Here is an 18,536-nt window from a genome sequence, read left to right on the forward strand (position 1 = left end):
GCCTAGGTAACGTAACCACCATCGCCGTCGTCACCCGTTTCATCCAACAAACGGTTGAAATTTTTGACAATGACATGGCGTTTCTTTTCCAATTCAATCACACCATCTTTTTTCAACGCATTGATTTGGCGGCTGACGGTTTCAAGTGTCAGGCCAAGGTAATCGGCCATCGCCTCTCGCGTCAGGCTCAACTCGAATTTCATACTGGTGTTGATATCAAACGGGGATAATGAATTTTGCCGCTTGCCGATAATCATCAACAAACTGGCAATTTTTTCACGCGCTGTTTTGCGCCCCAACAACAACATCCATTCGCGCGCGGCGTCCAATTCATCCAGCACCATTTCCAACATGCGTTCGCGCAGTTGCGGCGTTGATTTTAACATTTTTTCAAACGGGATGCGTTCAAACTTGCACAATGTCACAGGCGTTGTCGCTACCACATCAAAACTGGCAAATTCGCGCCCCGGGCGGCCAACAAAATCGCTGGGTAATAACAGCCCCACCATTTGGCGACGCCCGTCTTCCATTGTTTGCGACAGGCTGGCAACACCCGTAACAACAGATCCCACAAATTTCATATTGTCACCTGCCATGATGATCGTGTCACCGGCGGCGTAGCTGGAATATGACTTCATCGTTTCCAACAACATCAATTCGGATTTTTCGCAATATGCACACACCGCCCGATGATGAATCGGGCAGTCGGCGCATTTATCGCCAATTTTTGTGTTCAACGCTGGGATGTTCATGTTCATGCTTCACTAAACCACTTTTGTTTGATCTAGATCAAGGCGTGAAAATTTCCATGCGCTACTTTGCCCCTATGAGCTTTGATCCAGAACTTGCGCATCTTGGCGTCTATGACGCCCGCGCCCCGCGCTACACCAGCTATCCCACCGCTGTGCATTTTCACACGGATGTGGGGGCTGAATTTAGCACCGAGCAAATCCGTACACTGCCTGCGGATCGCCCGATTTCGATTTATGTCCACATCCCACTTTGTGAACGGTTGTGTTGGTTTTGCGCCTGTCGCACCCAAGGCACCAAAAACAAATCGGCAATTGCGCATTACTTGGATGTGTTGTTACGCGAAATTAAAATGGTGGGTGCCACCCTGCCCTCTGGCGTGTCTGTGGGGAAAATTCACTGGGGCGGTGGCACGCCCACCATCCTGTCACCAGATCAAATTCGCACGCTCAGCACCGCATTGCACCAAATGACACCGCGCCACGAAAATTTCGAATTTTCGGTGGAAATTGACCCCACATTGGTATCAGCGGCAAAAATTGATGCGCTGGCCGATGTGGGCATGACGCGTGCCAGCATCGGCGTGCAGGATTTTGATCCACGCGTCCAAGCCGCCATCGGCCGCAAGCAAAGCGTTGAAACCACGCTGGCCTGTGTGGATATGCTACGCCGTGCCGATATTCATTCGCTGAACATGGACATCCTTTATGGTCTGCCCCACCAAACGGTTCAAACAGTGACTAAAACCATTGAAACCGTGCTGGGCCTGTCACCCGATCGTATCGCATTATACGGTTATGCTCATGTGCCGTGGATGGCAAAACGCCAAAAGCTGATCTCAGATGATGCCTTGCCATCGGGGCAAAATCGGCGCGAATTGTTTGATGTTATGGCGTCAAAGTTAGAGTCAGCGCAATATGCTCCCATTGGCATTGATCATTTCGCCAAACCCGATGACGCCATGCAAATCGCTGCTAAAGCGGGAAAATTGCGGCGTAATTTTCAAGGGTACACTACCGACGATTTGGATACATTGATTGGACTGGGCGCCAGTGCGATTTCCAAGTTCCCAAATGGATTTTCCCAAAACGCCCCAAAATCAGCGGATTACGCAGATGCGATAACCCAAGGAAAATTGGCAACCTATCGCGGGATCGCCACAACGCAACGTGATCGGATGATTGCACGGTTGATCGAAATGATCATGTGCGATTTTCGCGCCGATTTTAGCGAACTTTCACAAACCTATGCCTGCGAAATGACGATCTTGGCCAAGCCGATCTTGCAGTTACAACGTGATTTTGGACGCTATATACAATTTAGCGTCGATGGCTTTGAAATTACCCATCACCAGCGCGCATTGGCGCGCATCATTGCGCGTCGCTTTGATGTGTATTCAGACGACACACAAAACCGATTTAGTAGCGTGAGCTAATCAAACCATAGATTTTCAATCGCTCTGAATTTCAAACAAACTCAAACGGCAATGCCCAATTATTAGGCATTGCCGCATTTTCTCGCAATCACCCTCTCCCATGCAATGTCCATTCACCCTCAGGGTGCATAAATCTCTGTCAAGCAAACGAAAGATTACTGTGACAGATCCGCTTCATATCGTTGTGATTGACCCAGACAAGGAACGCGCGTTCCTGATTGTTGACGGGCTGCGCGAAACGATGGATTACAAGATTTCCGTGATCGGTGAAACGCTGGGACTTGCGCGAAAACTGCGTGATTTGGAACCCGATATCATCCTGATCGATCTTGAAGACCCATCGCGTGACAGTTTTGAACAGGTGATCACCGCGCTTGGCCCATCGGAACGCCCTGTTGCGATGTTTGTCGATCAAACGGACGATAAAATGATGCGCGCCGCTATTGATGCTGGGGTCAGTGCATATGTGGTGAATGGCTTGCGCAAGGATCGGATTAAACCCGTACTTGAAACCGCGATTGCGCGTTTCCATTCCTTTGGTCGGATGAAAGCAGAGCTAGAAGCGACAAAAACCGCATTGGCAGAGCGCAAAACCATTGATCGTGCCAAAGGTTTGTTGATGAAAGCACGCGGCCTGAGCGAAGAAGAAGCATATGCCGTTCTGCGCAAAACCGCCATGGATCAAGGGCGGCGCGTGTCCGAGGTTGCCGATGGTTTGGTCACGGCGGCGGGGCTCTTGTTATGACGACGCCGATTCATTGTGGGTTTATCCCCCTGACCGATGCGGCACCCTTGATTGTCGCACACGAGCTTGGCTTTGCCGAAGAAGAGAATATCGCGCTGAATTTGACACGCGAGCATAGCTGGTCATCCATTCGCGATAAACTGGCCTTTGGCGTTTATGACGCCGCGCATATGCTTGCCCCAATGCCCATTGCGATGTCGCTTGGCAAAGGCCAAGTGAACAGCAAGATCATCGCGCCAATGGTGTTAAGCATGAATGGCGACAGCTTTGTTTTCAGAACAAATGGCGAAGCGCCACCGCGATTTAACGACACCAACGATTTTATACAATATTTGGTAAAACAATCCGCTGATGCCCCAATACGCATTGGCGTGCCTTTCATGCACAGTATGCATGTGGCCCTATTACGATTTTTAATCAAACAATCGGGATTAAACCCAGCCGAAGTTGTTGATTTTTCCGTCGCACCACCATTCGTTTTGGCCGAAGTGTTAAAAAGTGGCGAGGTTGATGGCGTTTTTGTTGGAGCACCTTGGGGCGCACAGATCACCGATTCAGGGACAGGTTCGCTAGCCTTAAACGGAAGTGCCATTTGGGCCGCCGCCCCAGAAAAGGTGTTGGGCGTGCGCCACGAATGGGGCGAGCGTAACAAAACGGTTTTACACCGCCTGATCCGCGCAATTTATCGCGCCCAACTTTGGATTGAACGGCCAAGTTCGCAAGACACATTATGCGAAATTCTGGCGCGTTCAAAATATGTTGGCATCCAAGCCGATCTGATCCAACAAGCATTCAGCGGCCAAATGGTTTTAGATGCCAAAGGGCGCGTTGGCCATGATCCACTTGCGCTTCGTATCGGGGGGAGCAGCGTTGGTTTCCCTTGGATCAGCGCCGCAATTTGGATCGCCCAAAACGAAGCATCCGCATGGGGGGTGGATGAAAAATGGGCGATTGAAACTGCAAAAAATTGTTTTAGACCAGATATTTATCGCGACGCATTAATGTCAATCAGCACACCAATGCCAGATGGTAATAGCAAGGTCGAAGGCACATTAAACGAACGCCAAACAATCAATGCGGCGCAAGACTATTACCTTGGCCCAGATCGTTTTTATGATGGATCGGTGTTTGATCCAAAATGACGCAATCTATGACAATGACATTGACCTTTCTACGAATCAGGTTATGAATATAGGCAACTGCAAACAATGGCGTTCGCAGATTTCGCCCAGAGATTTGGGCTTCCCCACCATCACAAGCAATGCCGCTTGGTCTGAACACATCGCATCATCGCGAGGGTTACGTGTGTTTTGATCAAGCGGCTTTATCTATTTGGAGACGCTCAATGAAGCTCAAAACGATCCTACAATCCGCTGTCATATCTGCCATTTCAACTGTGCCTAGCTTTGCCGAAATGCTGGACGTTGAAAAAGATGAATTGAAACTGGGTTTTATCAAACTGACCGATATGGCCCCGCTCGCCATCGCCTATGAAAAAGGTTTTTTTGAGGACGAAGGCCTGTTCGTGACGATCGAACCACAAGCCAACTGGAAAGTTCTGCTTGATGGTGTGATTGACGGTACATTGGACGGTGCGCATATGTTGGCGGGTCAACCATTGGCCGCAACCATCGGTTTTGGCACCAAGGCGCATATCGTAACGCCATTTTCCATGGATCTGAATGGTAATGGTATCACCGTTTCCAACGCGATCTGGGATGAAATGAAACAATACATTCCCAAGGACAACGATGGTAAACCCGTACACCCGATTTCGGCCACCGCATTGAAACCCATCGTTGAACGTTACAAGGATGAGGGCAAGCCATTTAACATGGGCATGGTGTTCCCTGTGTCCACACATAACTATGAATTGCGTTACTGGTTGGCAGCAGGGGGAATTCACCCTGGTTTTTACACCGAAGACAATATTTCAGGCCAAGTTGACGCAGATGTATTGCTCTCTGTCACCCCACCCCCACAAATGCCGGCAACATTGGAAGCGGGCACAATTTTGGGTTATTGCGTGGGTGAACCGTGGAACCAAGCCGCCGTATTCAAAGGCATTGGTGTTCCCGTCATCACCGATTACGAAATCTGGAAAGATAACCCCGAAAAAGTATTCGGAATGACCCATGAATTCACCCAACAATATCCAAACACCACCCTTGCATTGACCAAGGCATTAATCCGCGCGGCACAATGGTTGGACGAAGACAATAACGCCAACCGTGCCGAAGCGGTGGAAATCCTGAGCCGCCCTGAATACGTTGGTGCAGACGCCGAAGTTATCGCCAATTCGATGACAGGTACGTTTGAATATGAAAAAGGTGATAAACGCGATGTACCTGATTTCAATGTGTTTTTCCGCTACAACGCGACATATCCGTTTTATTCAGATGCCACATGGTATCTGACCCAAATGCGCCGTTGGGGGCAAATCACCGAACCCAAAGACGCAAGCTGGTACGAACAAGTATCCAAGGACGTTTACAAGCCTGAAATTTACCTAGAGGCCGCGCAAATGTTGGTGGACGAGGGTTACGTGAATGCCGCCGACATCCCCTTTGGCACCGATGGATACAAACCGGCAACCGCCGCGTTTATTGATGGCATCGAATATGACGGCAAAAAGCCACTCGAATATCTTGAGGCATTGAAAATTGGCCTGAAAGACGGCGCATCCTAACCCATCAAAACGGAACATCTGGCGCACTATTGCGCCAGAGCAAACCGATTTCGAAAGGTACGAACAAATGACAGCAATGGCTGATCCGCAATTGGCAAAATCAGAACGCAAAGAGCGGTTTTTTACGAAAATCAACAAGGCGGATAAATATGTATCCCTGCTGGGGCTTGCATGGTTAACGCCTCTGTTGAAAATGATTGGTGGGGACGATTTACGCAGCAACGGCAAAGAAATATGGCGCTTGCTCGGCGTGCCACTGATCGCGATCTTGTTGTTTTTGGGCGCATGGGGGATTTTGGCGCCCAAGGTTGTCACATCTCTTGGCGCGGTGCCAGGACCTGCACAGGTTTGGACGCAATTTATCAATTTAAATGCCGATCACAATCGCCAGCGTGACAAACAGGCGGCGTTTTACGAACGCCAAGACCTGCGCAACGCTAAATTGGTCGCCGATGGCAATGCGGACAAGGTGAAATATCGCACCTTCACAGGTGCGCCAACCTATTACGATCAAATCTGGACATCGCTTAAAACCGTGTTCTTTGGATTTCTGGTTGCGACTGCGATTGCCATTCCATTGGGCATTGCAGGTGGTTTATCACCACTGGTCGGTGCGGGCATGAACCCGATCATTCAAATATTTAAACCCGTGTCGCCACTGGCATGGTTGCCAATTGTTACCATGGTTGTTTCGGCCACGGTCACATCCCCAGAACCGTTACTAGCCAAATCATTTTTAGTGTCGGCAATCACCGTAACCTTGTGTTCGATCTGGCCAACTTTGATCAACACCACGTTGGGCGTGGCATCCATCGACAAGGATTTGGTGAATGTTGGCAAAGTGTTGAAGCTTGGCACATGGACCAAAATCACCAAACTGGTTTTGCCATCTGCCCTACCCCTTATTTTCACTGGCTTGCGATTGTCATTGGGTGTGGGCTGGATGGTGTTGATCGCGGCGGAAATGCTGGCACAGAACCCTGGTCTTGGCAAATTCGTTTGGGATGAATTTCAAAACGGATCATCACAATCCTTGGCGAAAATTATGGTTGCGGTGCTGACCATCGGAATTATCGGCTATCTGTTGGATCGCTTGATGTATGCGCTACAATCCATGCTCACCTTTTCTGCGGATCGGTGATTGATATGGATATTTTATCGCTGAAAAACGTATCAAAATCTTACGGAGATTCTCATATCCTGTCGGATATCAATCTGAACATCAAAGAGGGTGAATTTGTTGCGATCCTTGGGTTTTCAGGATCGGGGAAATCAACCTTGATGAATATTCTAACAGGGTTGGAAACGCCCGATGGCGGTCAGGCATTATACAAGAATATGCCAATCACCGAACCCAGCCCCGAACGTGGGCTGGTCTTTCAAAGCTATTCTTTGATGCCATGGTTAACGGTGGCGGGCAATGTCGCCTTGGCAGTGGATTCTGTTCATAAGAAAAAGCCCAAAGCCGAGCGCGCCGCGATGGTGCAAAAATACGTTGATATGGTTGGTCTGTCCCACGCAACGGATCGGCGCCCATCCGAATTATCGGGCGGGATGCGTCAACGAGTTTCTGTGGCACGCGCATTGGCGATGCAGCCCAATGTATTGTTGTTGGATGAACCCCTGTCCGCGCTTGATGCGTTAACCCGTGCAAATCTGCAAGACGAGATCGAAGAGATTAGCCAGATTGAGAAAAAGACCATCGTGTTAATCACTAATGATGTCGACGAGGCCATTTTGCTCGCGGATCGGATTATCCCACTGAACCCAGGTCCAAACGCAAGTTTTGGCCCTGATTTCACGGTGAACATCCCGCGCCCGCGTGATCGCACAAAAATGAATGACGATCCCAAATTCATCGAGCTGCGCCTTGAAGTGACGAAATATCTGATGGATGTGGGGTTTGAGGCCGCCGCCGAACAAAACCGCACCCTGCCCGATGTGACCGCAATTCATCACCTTGCGCCCAGCGCCTTGCGCGAAGCCGGAAAATCAGAAAGCTTTCACGACGAACGCTATCTGCAATTTTCCAAGGTGCACAAGGTTTACCCAACACCAAAGGGGCCATTAACGGTTGTCGAAGATTTCGACATGACCCTGCACAAGGGCGAATTTGTATCCATCATTGGCCATTCGGGATGCGGTAAATCAACCGCGCTGACCATGGCGGCGGGATTAAACCCGATTTCAAAGGGTGGTATCATTCTGGACGGTAAACACGTCGAAGGCGCGGACCCTGAACGCGCCGTGGTGTTTCAATCACCCAGCCTGTTCCCGTGGTTATCTGCCAAAGAAAACGTCGCCATCGGTGTCGACAAGGTTTACCCAAAAGCGACACAAGTTGAACGCCAAGAGGTGGTTGAATATTATCTTGAACGCGTTGGTTTGGCCGATAGCATGGACAAACCCGCCGCAGATATGTCCAACGGAATGCAGCAACGTGTTGGGATCGCGCGTGCATTCGCATTATCCCCCAAATTGTTGTTGTTGGACGAACCTTTTGGCATGTTGGACAGCCTAACACGTTGGGAATTACAAGATGTGTTGATGGATGTTTGGGCCAAAACCAAGGTCACAGCAATCTGTGTCACCCATGATGTTGACGAGGCGGTTTTATTATCCGATCGCGTTTGCATGATGACCAACGGCCCGCAGGCCAAGGTGGGCAAATTGATGCGCGTTGATCTGCCCCGCCCACGCACCCGCAAGGCATTGTTGGAACACCCCGATTATTACAAATACCGCGCCGAGGTTTTGCAATTTCTAGAGGATTACGAACACGGCGATCCTGTGGACGAAACCCCAACCAAATCGAAAGAGGAGGCAGCATAATGTCACAGAAACTGGTTATTATCGGCGCTGGCATGGCATCGGGCCGTTTGATCGAATGTTTGATCGACGCTGACCCAAATGCCTATGACATCACATTATTTAACGCCGAACCACGGGGCAATTATAACCGCATTATGTTGTCACCTGTTCTGTCTGGTGAAAAAACATATGAAGATATCATCACCCATTCTGACGATTGGTACACTGAAAACAACGTCACCACCATATTCGGCGAAGCGGTGACATTAATTGATAAGGCTGCAAAAATCGTTTCATCAAAATCACATACGATTTCATATGACAAGCTGGTCATCGCAACTGGTTCTGCACCGTTCATCATTCCCGTCGCGGGCAAGGATTTGGATGGTGTCATGGCCTATCGCGATTTGGACGATGTTAACAGCATGCTATCTGCATCGCGCAAACCAAATGCCAATGCGGTTGTGATCGGTGGTGGGCTGTTGGGGTTGGAAGCCGCGGCAGGTCTGAAAGAACAAGGCATGAATGTCACCGTGTTGCATATCGCAGGGCATTTGATGGATCGCCAGCTTGACCCCGCCGCGGGTTATTTGTTGAAAAAATCGCTCGAAGAAAAAGGTATCACCGTTCACACCGAGGGTTTCACCAAAGCAATCTTGGGCGAAGAAGAAGTAGAGGCGGTATTGCTGGAAGATGGCACAGTTTATCCCGCCGATATCGTGGTGATGGCCGCGGGTATCCGCCCTGAAACACGCCTTGCCAATGATGCCGGATTGCGCGTGGAACGTGGTATCGTCGTCAATGACGCGATGGAAACATCCGAACCTGATATATATTGTGTTGGCGAATGTCTGGAACATAATGACCAGCTTTATGGTTTGGTCGCACCCCTTTATGATCAGGCAAAAGTATTGGCAAAAACCTTGCTCGGTGAACCCGCCGCATTCACCCCAGTTGAAATTTCCACAAAATTAAAGGTCACAGGATGTGATCTGTTTTCGGCTGGGGATTTTTTGGATGGGGATGATCGCGAAGAAATCGTATTTCGCGATGCGGTGCGCGGCGTTTACAAACGTTTGATCTTGCAAGACAACAAAATCATTGGCGCGGTTATGTATGGTGACACCGCCGATGGCGCGTGGTTTTTGCAAAAAATCAAATCGGGCGAAGATATTTCCGACATTCGCGATACCCTGATCTTTGGCCCAAACTTTGCAAGCGGGGCCGATGCGGACCCGTTGGCAGCCGTTGCAGCCTTGCCGCTTGATGCTGAAATCTGCGGTTGTAACGGCGTAAGTAAAGGCGACATCATGGCCGCGATTGATGCGGGATCAAACACATTGGATGCGATCAAGGCCAATACCAAGGCATCCGCATCCTGTGGCACTTGTTCGGGATTGGTTGGGCAGGTTTTGCAAATGTCGCTAGGCGATGAATTTGTGCTGCTTGAACGCGAAACTGTGTGCAAATGCACCGATCTGTCCCATGATGATGTGCGAAAATTAATCGTGGCAAAGGGTTTGAAAACAATCCCCGCCGCAATGCAAGAATTGCAATGGAACACATCATGTGGGTGCGCCACCTGTCGCCCTGCGTTAAATTATTACATGGTTTGCGCTTGGCCCGGTGAATATATGGACGATGGGCAAAGCCGATTTATCAATGAACGGGTCCACGCCAATATCCAAAAGGACGGCACATATTCCGTAGTGCCGCGCATGTGGGGTGGCATCACCACCCCTGATGAATTGCGCGCGATTGCCGATGCGGCGGATAAATACAATGTACCAACCGTCAAGGTCACAGGTGGGCAACGCATTGATTTGCTGGGTGTTGAAAAGGAATACTTGCCCGCAATTTGGTACGATCTGAATTCCGCAGGAATGGTGTCTGGTCAAGCCTATGCCAAAGGGTTGCGTACGGTGAAAACCTGTGTCGGGAAAACCCATTGTCGCTTTGGCACCCAAGACAGCACGGGGTTAGGTATCAAAATCGAAAAGGCCATGTGGGGCGCTTGGTCGCCCGCAAAATTCAAACTGGCCGTATCAGGTTGCCCACGTAATTGCGCCGAAAGCACGTGCAAGGATCTGGGCATTATCTGTGTTGATAGCGGATATCAGGTGCTGGTTGGTGGTGCGGCGGGGCTTGATCTGTTGGAAACTGAATTGCTCGCACAGGTTCCAACCGAAGAAGAGGCGATTGAACTGACCCAAGCGTTTTATCAGCTGTATCGCGAAGGTGCGCAATATTTGCACCGTCCATACAAATGGATCGCAAAGGTCGGGCTTGATTGGATCAAAGAGCAATGTGTTGAAGATTTGGAAAACCGCAAGGCATTGTCGGATCGATTTGAATACAGCCAGCAATTTTACCGCGTTGATCCATGGGCCGAACGCGCAAGCAAAGGTGTGGATGCACATGAATACAGCCCCCTTGCCGATTTCACAAAGGTAGCAGCAGAATGAGCAATTACATCGACATTGGCGCCATCACTGACATTCCAATTCGCGCAGCCCGCCTTGTGAAAACCATGCACGGCTGTATCGCCGTATTTCGCACCGCCACGGACAAGGTTTATGCGCTGGATGATAAATGCCCCCACAAAGGTGGGCCATTATCAAATGGTATCCAACATGACGAAAGCATCACCTGCCCGCTTCATAATTGGGTGTTTGATCTGAATACTGGCATGGCCAAGGGTGCGGACGAAGGATCGGTGCGCACTTATGATATCAAACTGGACAACGGACGCATCTTGATCAACCGCGATGCAATCGCGCGTGCAGAGGCCGCTGAATGACAGGGGTTCGCACCACTTGCGCATATTGCGGTGTTGGCTGTGGGGTGATCGCCACGCCACAGCCCGATGGCAGTGTTGATATCAAAGGTGATCCCAACCACCCTGCAAATTATGGCCGCCTCTGTGCCAAGGGTACAAACCTTGGTGAAACGCTCAGTACCGAAGATCGTCTGTTACATCCCATGATTAACGGCGTGCAATCCGATTGGGACAGCGCAACATCCCTGATGGCGGAAAAATTCCAAACGGCCATTCGCGAACACGGCCCCGATAGCGTGGCGTTTTACGTATCTGGCCAATTATTGACCGAGGATTATTATGTCGCGAACAAACTGATGAAAGGTTTCATCGGGTCTGCCAATATCGACACCAATTCACGCCTGTGCATGGCATCATCCGTGGTCGGGCACAAACGCGCATTTGGCACGGATACGGTTCCGTGCACTTATGAAGATTTGGAAAATGCCGATTTAATCGTGTTGGTTGGATCAAACCTTGCGTGGTGCCACCCTGTTTTGCATCAGCGCATTTTGGCGGCCAAGGAAACGCGCGGCACACAAATCATCAACATCGATCCACGTCGCACAGCAACTTCTGATTTGGCGGATATGCATCTGGGGATAAAATCGGGGGGTGATGTTGCGCTATTCAATGGATTGTTGAATGCAATTGTGGATGCGGGTGCGATTGATCAAGATTACATCGATCAACATGTGAACGGGTTTGATGCGGCAATATCCACCGCACGTGAAACATCGCTAGATCAGCTTATGAACCTAACGGGGTTAAGCGGCGATGAACTTACCGCTTTTTATTCAGCTTGGATTGAAAACAAACGTGTTGTCACGATTTATTCCCAAGGCGTGAACCAAGCCCGCGATGGTTCGGACAAGGTGAACGCCATCATCAACTGCCATCTTGCCACGGGGCGCATCGGGCGCATCGGCATGGGGCCGTTTTCAATTACCGGTCAACCCAACGCCATGGGCGGGCGCGAGGTTGGCGGATTGTCCAATATGCTCGCGGCACATCTGGATATTGAAAACGAAAATCATCGCGAAATTGTTGCGGATTTTTGGAATGCACCCACCCTGCCCACACAAGCAGGGTTAAAGGCGGTTGATTTGTTTGACGGCTGCGCAAGCGGTCAGATCAAGGCGCTCTGGATTATATGCACCAATCCCGCCGTAAGCATGCCGCGTGCCAATGATGTGGCCGCCGCGATCAAAAATGTGGATTTCGTTGCAGTATCGGACATTATCGCAAAAACCGACACCACAGTATTGGCCGATGTACTGCTGCCCGCGACGGGTTGGGGCGAAAAGGATGGGACGGTCACGAATTCGGAACGCCGCATTTCACGCCAACGTGGTTTCCTACCCGCGCCCGCAGACACCAAACACGATTGGCAAATTATCTGTGACGTTGCCGCCAAAATGGGATGGGGCAACGCATTTGCGTTTAAAACTCCATCTGATATTTTTTCCGAATGGGCGGCGATGACAAAACTATCCCGTGATGCAGGCAAGGATTTGGATTTAACGTCATACGCTATGATCAATGATGTTGAATATGACGCGATGGAGCCCATTCAATGGCCGATCAAATCAGATCAATCCGACACACGTTTTTTTGCAAATGGTGGTTTTTATACTTCTGATGCACGTGCAAACATGCTGGCGGTGGCGCCACAATCAAATGCAAGTGTGACAAGTATTGAATATCCATTCACACTAAACACTGGACGTGTGCGCGATCATTGGCACACCATGACGCGCAGTGCAAAATCACCGACGTTAAGTACTCATATGGGGGAACCCTACGCCGAAATTCATCCAGATGACGCCAGGGCGCTGAATATTAAACCCGCAAGTTTGGTCATGACAGAAAGCCCCCACGGTAGCGTCATTTTACGTGCGTTAATCACTGATCGGGTTCAGCGTGGTCAGATCTTCGCGCCACTTCACTGGACAAGCCTTTGGGCATCTAGGGCGCGTATTGATACATTGGTGCCATCGCTGTGCGATCCGCATTCAGGGCAACCAGAACTAAAACGTGCCGCTGTGAAAATATCCCCTTACGCCGCGCATTGGTATGCCTTTGCGGTGAGCGCTGATGAACCCCATCCAACCACCCCCTATTGGGCCAAGGCGCAAACAAAATCGGGCTGGCGTGTGGAATTGGCGGCCAAAGGTGCGCCACTTGATTTTATCACATTTGCCAAGTCCGAACTTGGCCTGTCAGACGAAGAGCCCGTGGTTTACGAGGATAAAAACACGGGCCAGTATCGTGCCGCATTCATGCGTGATGGTCGTGTTGTTGCGACAATATTTGCGGCCAACGAACCCGTTGCCCTGTCACGCACGTTTGTGGTGAATGCCATGAACACGGGCGCAGATCACAATCTGTTGGCGGGGATCGGTGGTGCAGATCAACCCGATCAAGGCGCAATCGTTTGCACTTGTTTCAATGTGGGCGCGAATAAATTGGCCACACTTGTTCAATCTGGCAAGGCAATCAGCATCGCGCAAATTGGTGATGCTGTATTGGCGGGAACTAATTGTGGTTCATGCCGACCAGAACTAGCCGCGATCATTCATCGCCATGCACCAAAGATTGCAGCAGAATGAGCAATCTATCCAAATATGTTTATGCCATGGGGCGCGGCCCATCCAAGGGGCGTAATTTAACACGCGCGGAATCCACTGATGCGATGTGCGAAATATTATCAGGCCGCGCCGCACCCGAGGCCGTTGGCGCATTATTAATGCTCATGCGGTATCGCGGAGAAACGCCCGATGAAATCGCAGGCTTTGTAGATGCGATGCGCATGCGGTTGTTGCCGTGGCAAGATGTGAATGTTGATTTGGATTGGCCAAGCTATGCCGCGGGGCGTACGCGCGGGAACCCGTGGTTCCTGTTGTCGGCTAAACTTGTGGCACGGGCGGGGTATTCTGTGGTTTTGCATGGCTGGAATTCACACCAAAATCCAGTGGCATCGGTTGTGAATGCGGTGAATAACCTAAATATCCCAATCAGCGACAGCCCAGACAAAACCAAAACCGCACTGACAACACATGGGATCACGTACTGCCCGCTGGGCGATATTGATCAATCCGCCCTTGATTTATTACGCCTGTGCGAGGTGTTGGGATTACGCTCTGCGATCAACACAGCGCTTCGTGCGTTAAACCCGTGCATTGCCCCCGCCACGGTTCAGGGGGTTTTTCATCCAAGCTATCGTGGTTTACAACAGGCATCCGCTGCATTGCTCGACCAGAAAAACATGACAGTCATCAAAGGTGGGGGTGGTGAGTTTGAATGTAATCCCTGCAAAGACACGCAAGTATTCATGTGCAACCAAGATCACGAAGATCAAATCACCCTGCCCGCCAGCATGGATGAACATCAACGCCTGTCTGCCGCATCTGGTGATGGCGATGAAACGGCCGCGCTCTGGCAGGGTTCGATTGAAAATGAATTTGCAAAACAGATCGTTTTATCCACCACGACATTGGCGTTGAAAACATGTGATCCCATGCTGACCTTGGATGATGCATCCAATTGGGCCGCGGCATTATGGGCCGATCGCCAGCAAAATCGCGCCAGTGCTTAGGAGCCAAGATGAAAAACTTTCCGATGTTTCTGAAAATGACCGACCGTCGAGTTTTAATCATCGGGGGCGGCGAACAAGCGGCGCAAAAAATGAGGCTTATTCTGAAAACAGAGGCTGAAATTTGCATTGTCGCAGATAAGATTTGCAGTGAAATTCAAACAGTGGTGCAACAAGGGCGCGTCAAACACTTGGATGAAACTGTCAGTGTGGAATTGATGCAAAGCGCCATATTGGTGTTTTCTGCAACCGAATGCCCAACGCAAGGTGCCAGGCATGCGAAAATGGCGAAACGTGCGAATACCATTATTAACGTGGTCGACATGCCTGCCCTGTGCGTGGCGATGACGCCATCAATCGTGGATCGTGATCCATTGGTGATCGCGATTGGCACCGAAGGCTGTGCGCCGATTTTGGGGCGCCAAATCAAAAGCAAAATCGAAATTATGCTGGAACCCACGTTGGGGCGGCTGGTGGAATTTGCGGGTCGGATGCGTGCAGATGTGGCAAACAACATTCCAATCAAACACCATCGTCGTTTTTGGAACTGGGTGTTTAACGCATCGCCGCGTATCGCGTTTGATGCCGGGAATGAACGCCAAAGCTTTTCAATGATCAAATCAGCGATCACAGATCCCCAACCCGATACCACCATTCGCGGATCGCTTCATTTCATTGCCGCTGGCACCAAGGATTCCGATTTAATATCGTTGCGCGATCTGCGTGCGCTGCAATCAAGTGACCTGATTATATATGAAACAACTGATCACCAATCGATTTTGGAACTTGCCAGACGTGATGCATTACGTGAACGCCAAGTTTTTCAAAATCGATCAGAGGCGGAAAATACCGCGGCCATCCAAACCGCGCTGCGCGATGGCAAAAACATCGTGGTGATCTCAACAACCCCCCTCTCCAAAGCGTCACTATCGCTGGTTTCAAGTTGTTCGTGACACCGCAAACCCAATTCACACGAAGAAGATGTAACATCTGGTGTTTTTGCGGATTAATCTTTTACCAGCTGGTCAATAACTCGCCCCTAAAGCGACTAATCGCATTTAGTAACCACGATCAAGCAAAGTTACCAAACGTCACAAAATCATCCTTTAGTTGAATTTTACAAAAAATACCTGTATGGGGACGCAAGTTTTCGCCAGTACGACGTTCGGTACCCCCCGATGATCTAAGCAACGCGAAAATTTGGCAATGAGACGTCTTTGGTTAACCTGACTAAAGAGACAGGTCCGAAAGTACAATTTTTTACGATTCCTTGATTCGTTGACTAAAAACCGCTCAAACTGTGCCACATTTCCGCCTTACTCGTTAACAGAAAGTTAATAAAGTATTTGGCCATGACAGAAAAGTATCAATGGATATTGGAACCTATGTCAATAAGTTGGAAATTGGCGGGTAACCTTGCAAAAATACAGTTTTATTTAAAATTTCACTAATACCTAAGTCGCAGGTCAACCATCCTTATTTATGACAAATTACACACTCATAGATTGTGGTATCAACACAACTTAGGGGGTAATGAGCATGTCGATGGTAAATAGAAAACTGAGCGTTAAAAAAGCATTCAACAAATTCAATAGATGTGAAAGCGGCGGCGTAACCGTCGAATTCGTTGTCGTCCTTCCGTCATTTCTGTTGTTCATTTTGGGTATGATCGTAACCAGCCTTTTGATCGCGACGATCAGCGATGTACAACAGCTTGCATCGGATATGACGCGCCAATCACTCACTTATGTTTACGATACACCGAGCGAAGAACAGCTTTGCGAGAAGCTTGAACAAAACGTTCAGCCGATGATCGCAAGCCAATTGGTTTTCCTGAACGGTGAAAACATTAGCGACATTAATTGTCAGCTTGCCTCTGATGGGCGCTCTAGCACGGTTTCTGTTACTTACGATTTGAAGAACATGGTTTTCATGAACTTCCTAAGTGACTTGGGCTGGTCAAAAACAACAGTAACACGCCAAGCGGTGCTGATGTTATGAAACGTTGGTCGCCTAAAACTTTCATCCGCAGGACTCCCCCAAGAGCTGCGGATGAAAGCGGGGCAATTTCGGTATTAACCGTATTAATGATCCCGTTATTCTTCGTCGTTGCCGGTATCGGTTTTGATTTTTCCAATCTTAATGCACAACGCAAACACGTACAGTCACAAGCCGATCTTTCCGCACTTTCAAGTATTTTAAATCTGACGGGCGTTGCCCCGACCAGAGACGCGGCCCGCGAAGCGGCAAGGGTCAATGATTATTATGTTGCACATACATTGCGTGACGATCAAATCGTCTTTGGTAATATTGATGATGCCACCAAACAATTCACCCCAAATCTGGATCAAGACACAATCGTGAATGTGTCCGCGGTTGCGGTGAACGTCGAATCCGACGCAGATTTTCATATATTAAGCCAACTGTTGGGTATGGAAAAAGCGCTGGTATCGCGCCGCGCGGTTGCGGAAACCCTTCCAGAAGTCAGCTTTGCCCTGTCCAATTGTTTGCTTTCAATGAATTTGCTTGGTGGCATGCTGGAACCATTGTTGGGCGCGGACATTGGCGTTTTGTGTTCTGGCTCGGGTCTGCGCATCGACATGATCGAGCTGTTGGATCAGATCGCCGTCAGCGGGTCTGTTTTGACCCCCGGTAACCCAACCTATTCTGACATCCTTGATGCGGAAATTAATTACTCGGACATGCTCGAAATGGTTTTGGACACGGCTGTTCCAGACATGCTTGGCTCAATCCGCCTTGGCGACATTCTTCAAGTAAGCGACAAAATACGCAACGCAAAGGTGGGATCACCCATTCCACCAATTGAGTTAAACGCTGCTGACTTGATTTTCGGTGGATTAGAGGTTTTGGGGGAGAACGTGGTTAATTTGGAAACTGAAATTGATCTTGGCCCCCTTGCAGGAGTAGGTGCGAAGCTGACGGTCACAGAACCACGCAAAGTGATCGTCGGCGCGCGCCCTGGTGATCCAAATGCGGTTGCAGAAACCGCGCAAATCAAATTGGAAGTAAACGATTTGAATATTGCGGGGATTTTCAACCTGTCACTGGAAGCAAACCTTGCCCATGCAACTGCGACTTTGTCCAAAGACGGTGAACATTGCAGCGGTGCACCATTAATGCGCGCCGCCGTATTTGACCCTGTAGAGGCGACCTTGCTTGATCTTGATCTACAGGTGGAGGTTTTGGATTTACCAATACTCTCGATTGTTGATCCGGTGCGCACATCATCGATGGTTGAAACAACGACACAAACCGTCGAATTTACCCATCACGAAGTTAACGCTGGTGTTGTGAAATCATTCGGCCCCCAAAGCAGCGGCGAATTGATGGATGTTAATCAAAGCATTCGCGATTTAACGAGCGTTATGCTGACAAGCGTGCGCGATGCTGTGGATGTGGATGCTGCAAGTTGTGCAGGCCTGATCGGGTGTTTGGCTCGCCCGCTGTTGGAAACGGTATCTGGCACACTTTCAACCGCCGTTGGGAATGTCGTCGATGCGGTATCGGCCGAAGGTGAACTCTTGAACGCGGTGCTCGAAGATTTCTTGGGCTTGGGCGTGGCGAAAGCCGACTTAGAGGTATTAGACGTAAACTGTTCCGTGCGTTTGGCTGGATAAATGGCCGTCGCCCGCAATCCGAAACCTGATTTGTGATGGTTCAAGCCGCTAATTT

General features: G+C 49.7%; 14 protein-coding genes. 13 read left to right on the forward strand and 1 reads right to left on the reverse strand.

Annotated features, from left to right (window positions below):
- Positions 1–2: 2 nt before the first annotated feature.
- Complete coding sequence (gene fnrL / locus IE094_RS02620; RefSeq protein WP_189639422.1) at positions 3–752, reverse strand: transcriptional regulator FnrL; 750 nt, start codon at positions 750–752, stop codon at positions 3–5.
- Between the two features lie 56 nt (positions 753–808).
- Between fnrL and hemN the strand changes: the two genes are divergently transcribed.
- The 13 genes from hemN to IE094_RS02685 all read left to right on the forward strand — a co-directional run bounded on the left by hemN (position 809) and on the right by IE094_RS02685 (position 18,481).
- Positions 809–2,185, forward strand: coding sequence for an oxygen-independent coproporphyrinogen III oxidase (hemN, locus tag IE094_RS02625; protein ID WP_229801969.1), 1,377 nt, complete (start codon positions 809–811; stop codon positions 2,183–2,185).
- 160 nt (positions 2,186–2,345) lie between these two features.
- A complete protein-coding gene (locus tag IE094_RS02630) occupies positions 2,346–2,930 on the forward strand; it encodes an ANTAR domain-containing response regulator (RefSeq protein ID WP_189639004.1) in 585 nt (194 codons plus the stop codon).
- Positions 2,927–4,072: a CmpA/NrtA family ABC transporter substrate-binding protein gene (locus tag IE094_RS02635; protein WP_189639005.1), complete on the forward strand. Its 1,146-nt coding sequence runs from the start codon at positions 2,927–2,929 to the stop codon at positions 4,070–4,072. Before IE094_RS02630 ends, IE094_RS02635 begins: the two co-directional genes overlap by 4 nt.
- Positions 4,073–4,275: 203 nt before the next feature.
- On the forward strand, positions 4,276–5,619 hold the full coding sequence (locus IE094_RS02640; protein WP_189639006.1) for a CmpA/NrtA family ABC transporter substrate-binding protein: 1,344 nt from the start codon (positions 4,276–4,278) through the stop codon (positions 5,617–5,619).
- 67 nt (positions 5,620–5,686) lie between these two features.
- Positions 5,687–6,760 carry an ABC transporter permease gene (locus tag IE094_RS02645; RefSeq protein ID WP_189639007.1) on the forward strand — a complete coding sequence of 358 codons (1,074 nt, stop codon included), beginning with the start codon at positions 5,687–5,689 and terminating at the stop codon, positions 6,758–6,760.
- Positions 6,761–6,765: 5 nt separating this feature from the next.
- Complete coding sequence (locus IE094_RS02650; protein ID WP_189639008.1) at positions 6,766–8,451, forward strand: ABC transporter ATP-binding protein; 1,686 nt, start codon at positions 6,766–6,768, stop codon at positions 8,449–8,451.
- A complete protein-coding gene (gene nirB, locus IE094_RS02655) occupies positions 8,451–10,895 on the forward strand; it encodes a nitrite reductase large subunit NirB (RefSeq protein ID WP_189639009.1) in 2,445 nt (814 codons plus the stop codon). The genes IE094_RS02650 and nirB overlap by 1 nt, the downstream gene beginning before the upstream one ends.
- Positions 10,892–11,230 (forward strand): nitrite reductase small subunit NirD, encoded by a 339-nt coding sequence (gene nirD, locus IE094_RS02660; RefSeq protein ID WP_189639010.1) that lies wholly within the window; start codon positions 10,892–10,894, stop codon positions 11,228–11,230. Before nirB ends, nirD begins: the two co-directional genes overlap by 4 nt.
- Entirely contained in the window at positions 11,227–13,860 is a 2,634-nt protein-coding gene (locus IE094_RS02665) for a nitrate reductase (RefSeq protein WP_189639011.1), read from the forward strand. Before nirD ends, IE094_RS02665 begins: the two co-directional genes overlap by 4 nt.
- A complete protein-coding gene (locus IE094_RS02670) occupies positions 13,857–14,846 on the forward strand; it encodes a glycosyl transferase family protein (protein WP_189639012.1) in 990 nt (329 codons plus the stop codon). Before IE094_RS02665 ends, IE094_RS02670 begins: the two co-directional genes overlap by 4 nt.
- Positions 14,847–14,869: 23 nt before the next feature.
- On the forward strand, positions 14,870–15,796 hold the full coding sequence (locus IE094_RS02675) for a siroheme synthase (RefSeq protein ID WP_268247209.1): 927 nt from the start codon (positions 14,870–14,872) through the stop codon (positions 15,794–15,796).
- Between the two features lie 586 nt (positions 15,797–16,382).
- Positions 16,383–16,844 carry a TadE/TadG family type IV pilus assembly protein gene (locus IE094_RS02680; protein ID WP_189639014.1) on the forward strand — a complete coding sequence of 154 codons (462 nt, stop codon included), beginning with the start codon at positions 16,383–16,385 and terminating at the stop codon, positions 16,842–16,844.
- On the forward strand, positions 16,841–18,481 hold the full coding sequence (locus IE094_RS02685) for a pilus assembly protein TadG-related protein (RefSeq protein ID WP_268247201.1): 1,641 nt from the start codon (positions 16,841–16,843) through the stop codon (positions 18,479–18,481). The genes IE094_RS02680 and IE094_RS02685 overlap by 4 nt, the downstream gene beginning before the upstream one ends.
- Positions 18,482–18,536 lie beyond the last annotated feature (55 nt).

The organism is Paramylibacter ulvae (assembly GCF_014652655.1).
GTDB classification, from domain to species: Bacteria; Pseudomonadota; Alphaproteobacteria; order Rhodobacterales; family Rhodobacteraceae; genus Amylibacter; species Amylibacter ulvae.

Excerpts from the sequence above, each read along its gene's own strand:
- IE094_RS02665 (WP_189639011.1), top strand. The coding sequence starts at position 11,227 with ATGACAGGGGTTCGCACCACTTGCGCATATTGCGGTGTTGGCTGTGGG.
- IE094_RS02640 (WP_189639006.1), top strand. The coding sequence starts at position 4,276 with ATGAAGCTCAAAACGATCCTACAATCCGCTGTCATATCTGCCATTTCA.
- IE094_RS02680 (WP_189639014.1), top strand. The coding sequence starts at position 16,383 with ATGTCGATGGTAAATAGAAAACTGAGCGTTAAAAAAGCATTCAACAAA.
- IE094_RS02645 (WP_189639007.1), top strand. The coding sequence starts at position 5,687 with ATGACAGCAATGGCTGATCCGCAATTGGCAAAATCAGAACGCAAAGAG.
- fnrL (WP_189639422.1), bottom strand. The coding sequence starts at position 752 with ATGAACATCCCAGCGTTGAACACAAAAATTGGCGATAAATGCGCCGAC.
- IE094_RS02635 (WP_189639005.1), top strand. The coding sequence starts at position 2,927 with ATGACGACGCCGATTCATTGTGGGTTTATCCCCCTGACCGATGCGGCA.
- IE094_RS02675 (WP_268247209.1), top strand. The coding sequence starts at position 14,870 with ATGTTTCTGAAAATGACCGACCGTCGAGTTTTAATCATCGGGGGCGGC.
- IE094_RS02670 (WP_189639012.1), top strand. The coding sequence starts at position 13,857 with ATGAGCAATCTATCCAAATATGTTTATGCCATGGGGCGCGGCCCATCC.
- IE094_RS02685 (WP_268247201.1), top strand. The coding sequence starts at position 16,841 with ATGAAACGTTGGTCGCCTAAAACTTTCATCCGCAGGACTCCCCCAAGA.
- nirB (WP_189639009.1), top strand. The coding sequence starts at position 8,451 with ATGTCACAGAAACTGGTTATTATCGGCGCTGGCATGGCATCGGGCCGT.
- IE094_RS02650 (WP_189639008.1), top strand. The coding sequence starts at position 6,766 with ATGGATATTTTATCGCTGAAAAACGTATCAAAATCTTACGGAGATTCT.
- nirD (WP_189639010.1), top strand. The coding sequence starts at position 10,892 with ATGAGCAATTACATCGACATTGGCGCCATCACTGACATTCCAATTCGC.
- hemN (WP_229801969.1), top strand. The coding sequence starts at position 809 with ATGCGCTACTTTGCCCCTATGAGCTTTGATCCAGAACTTGCGCATCTT.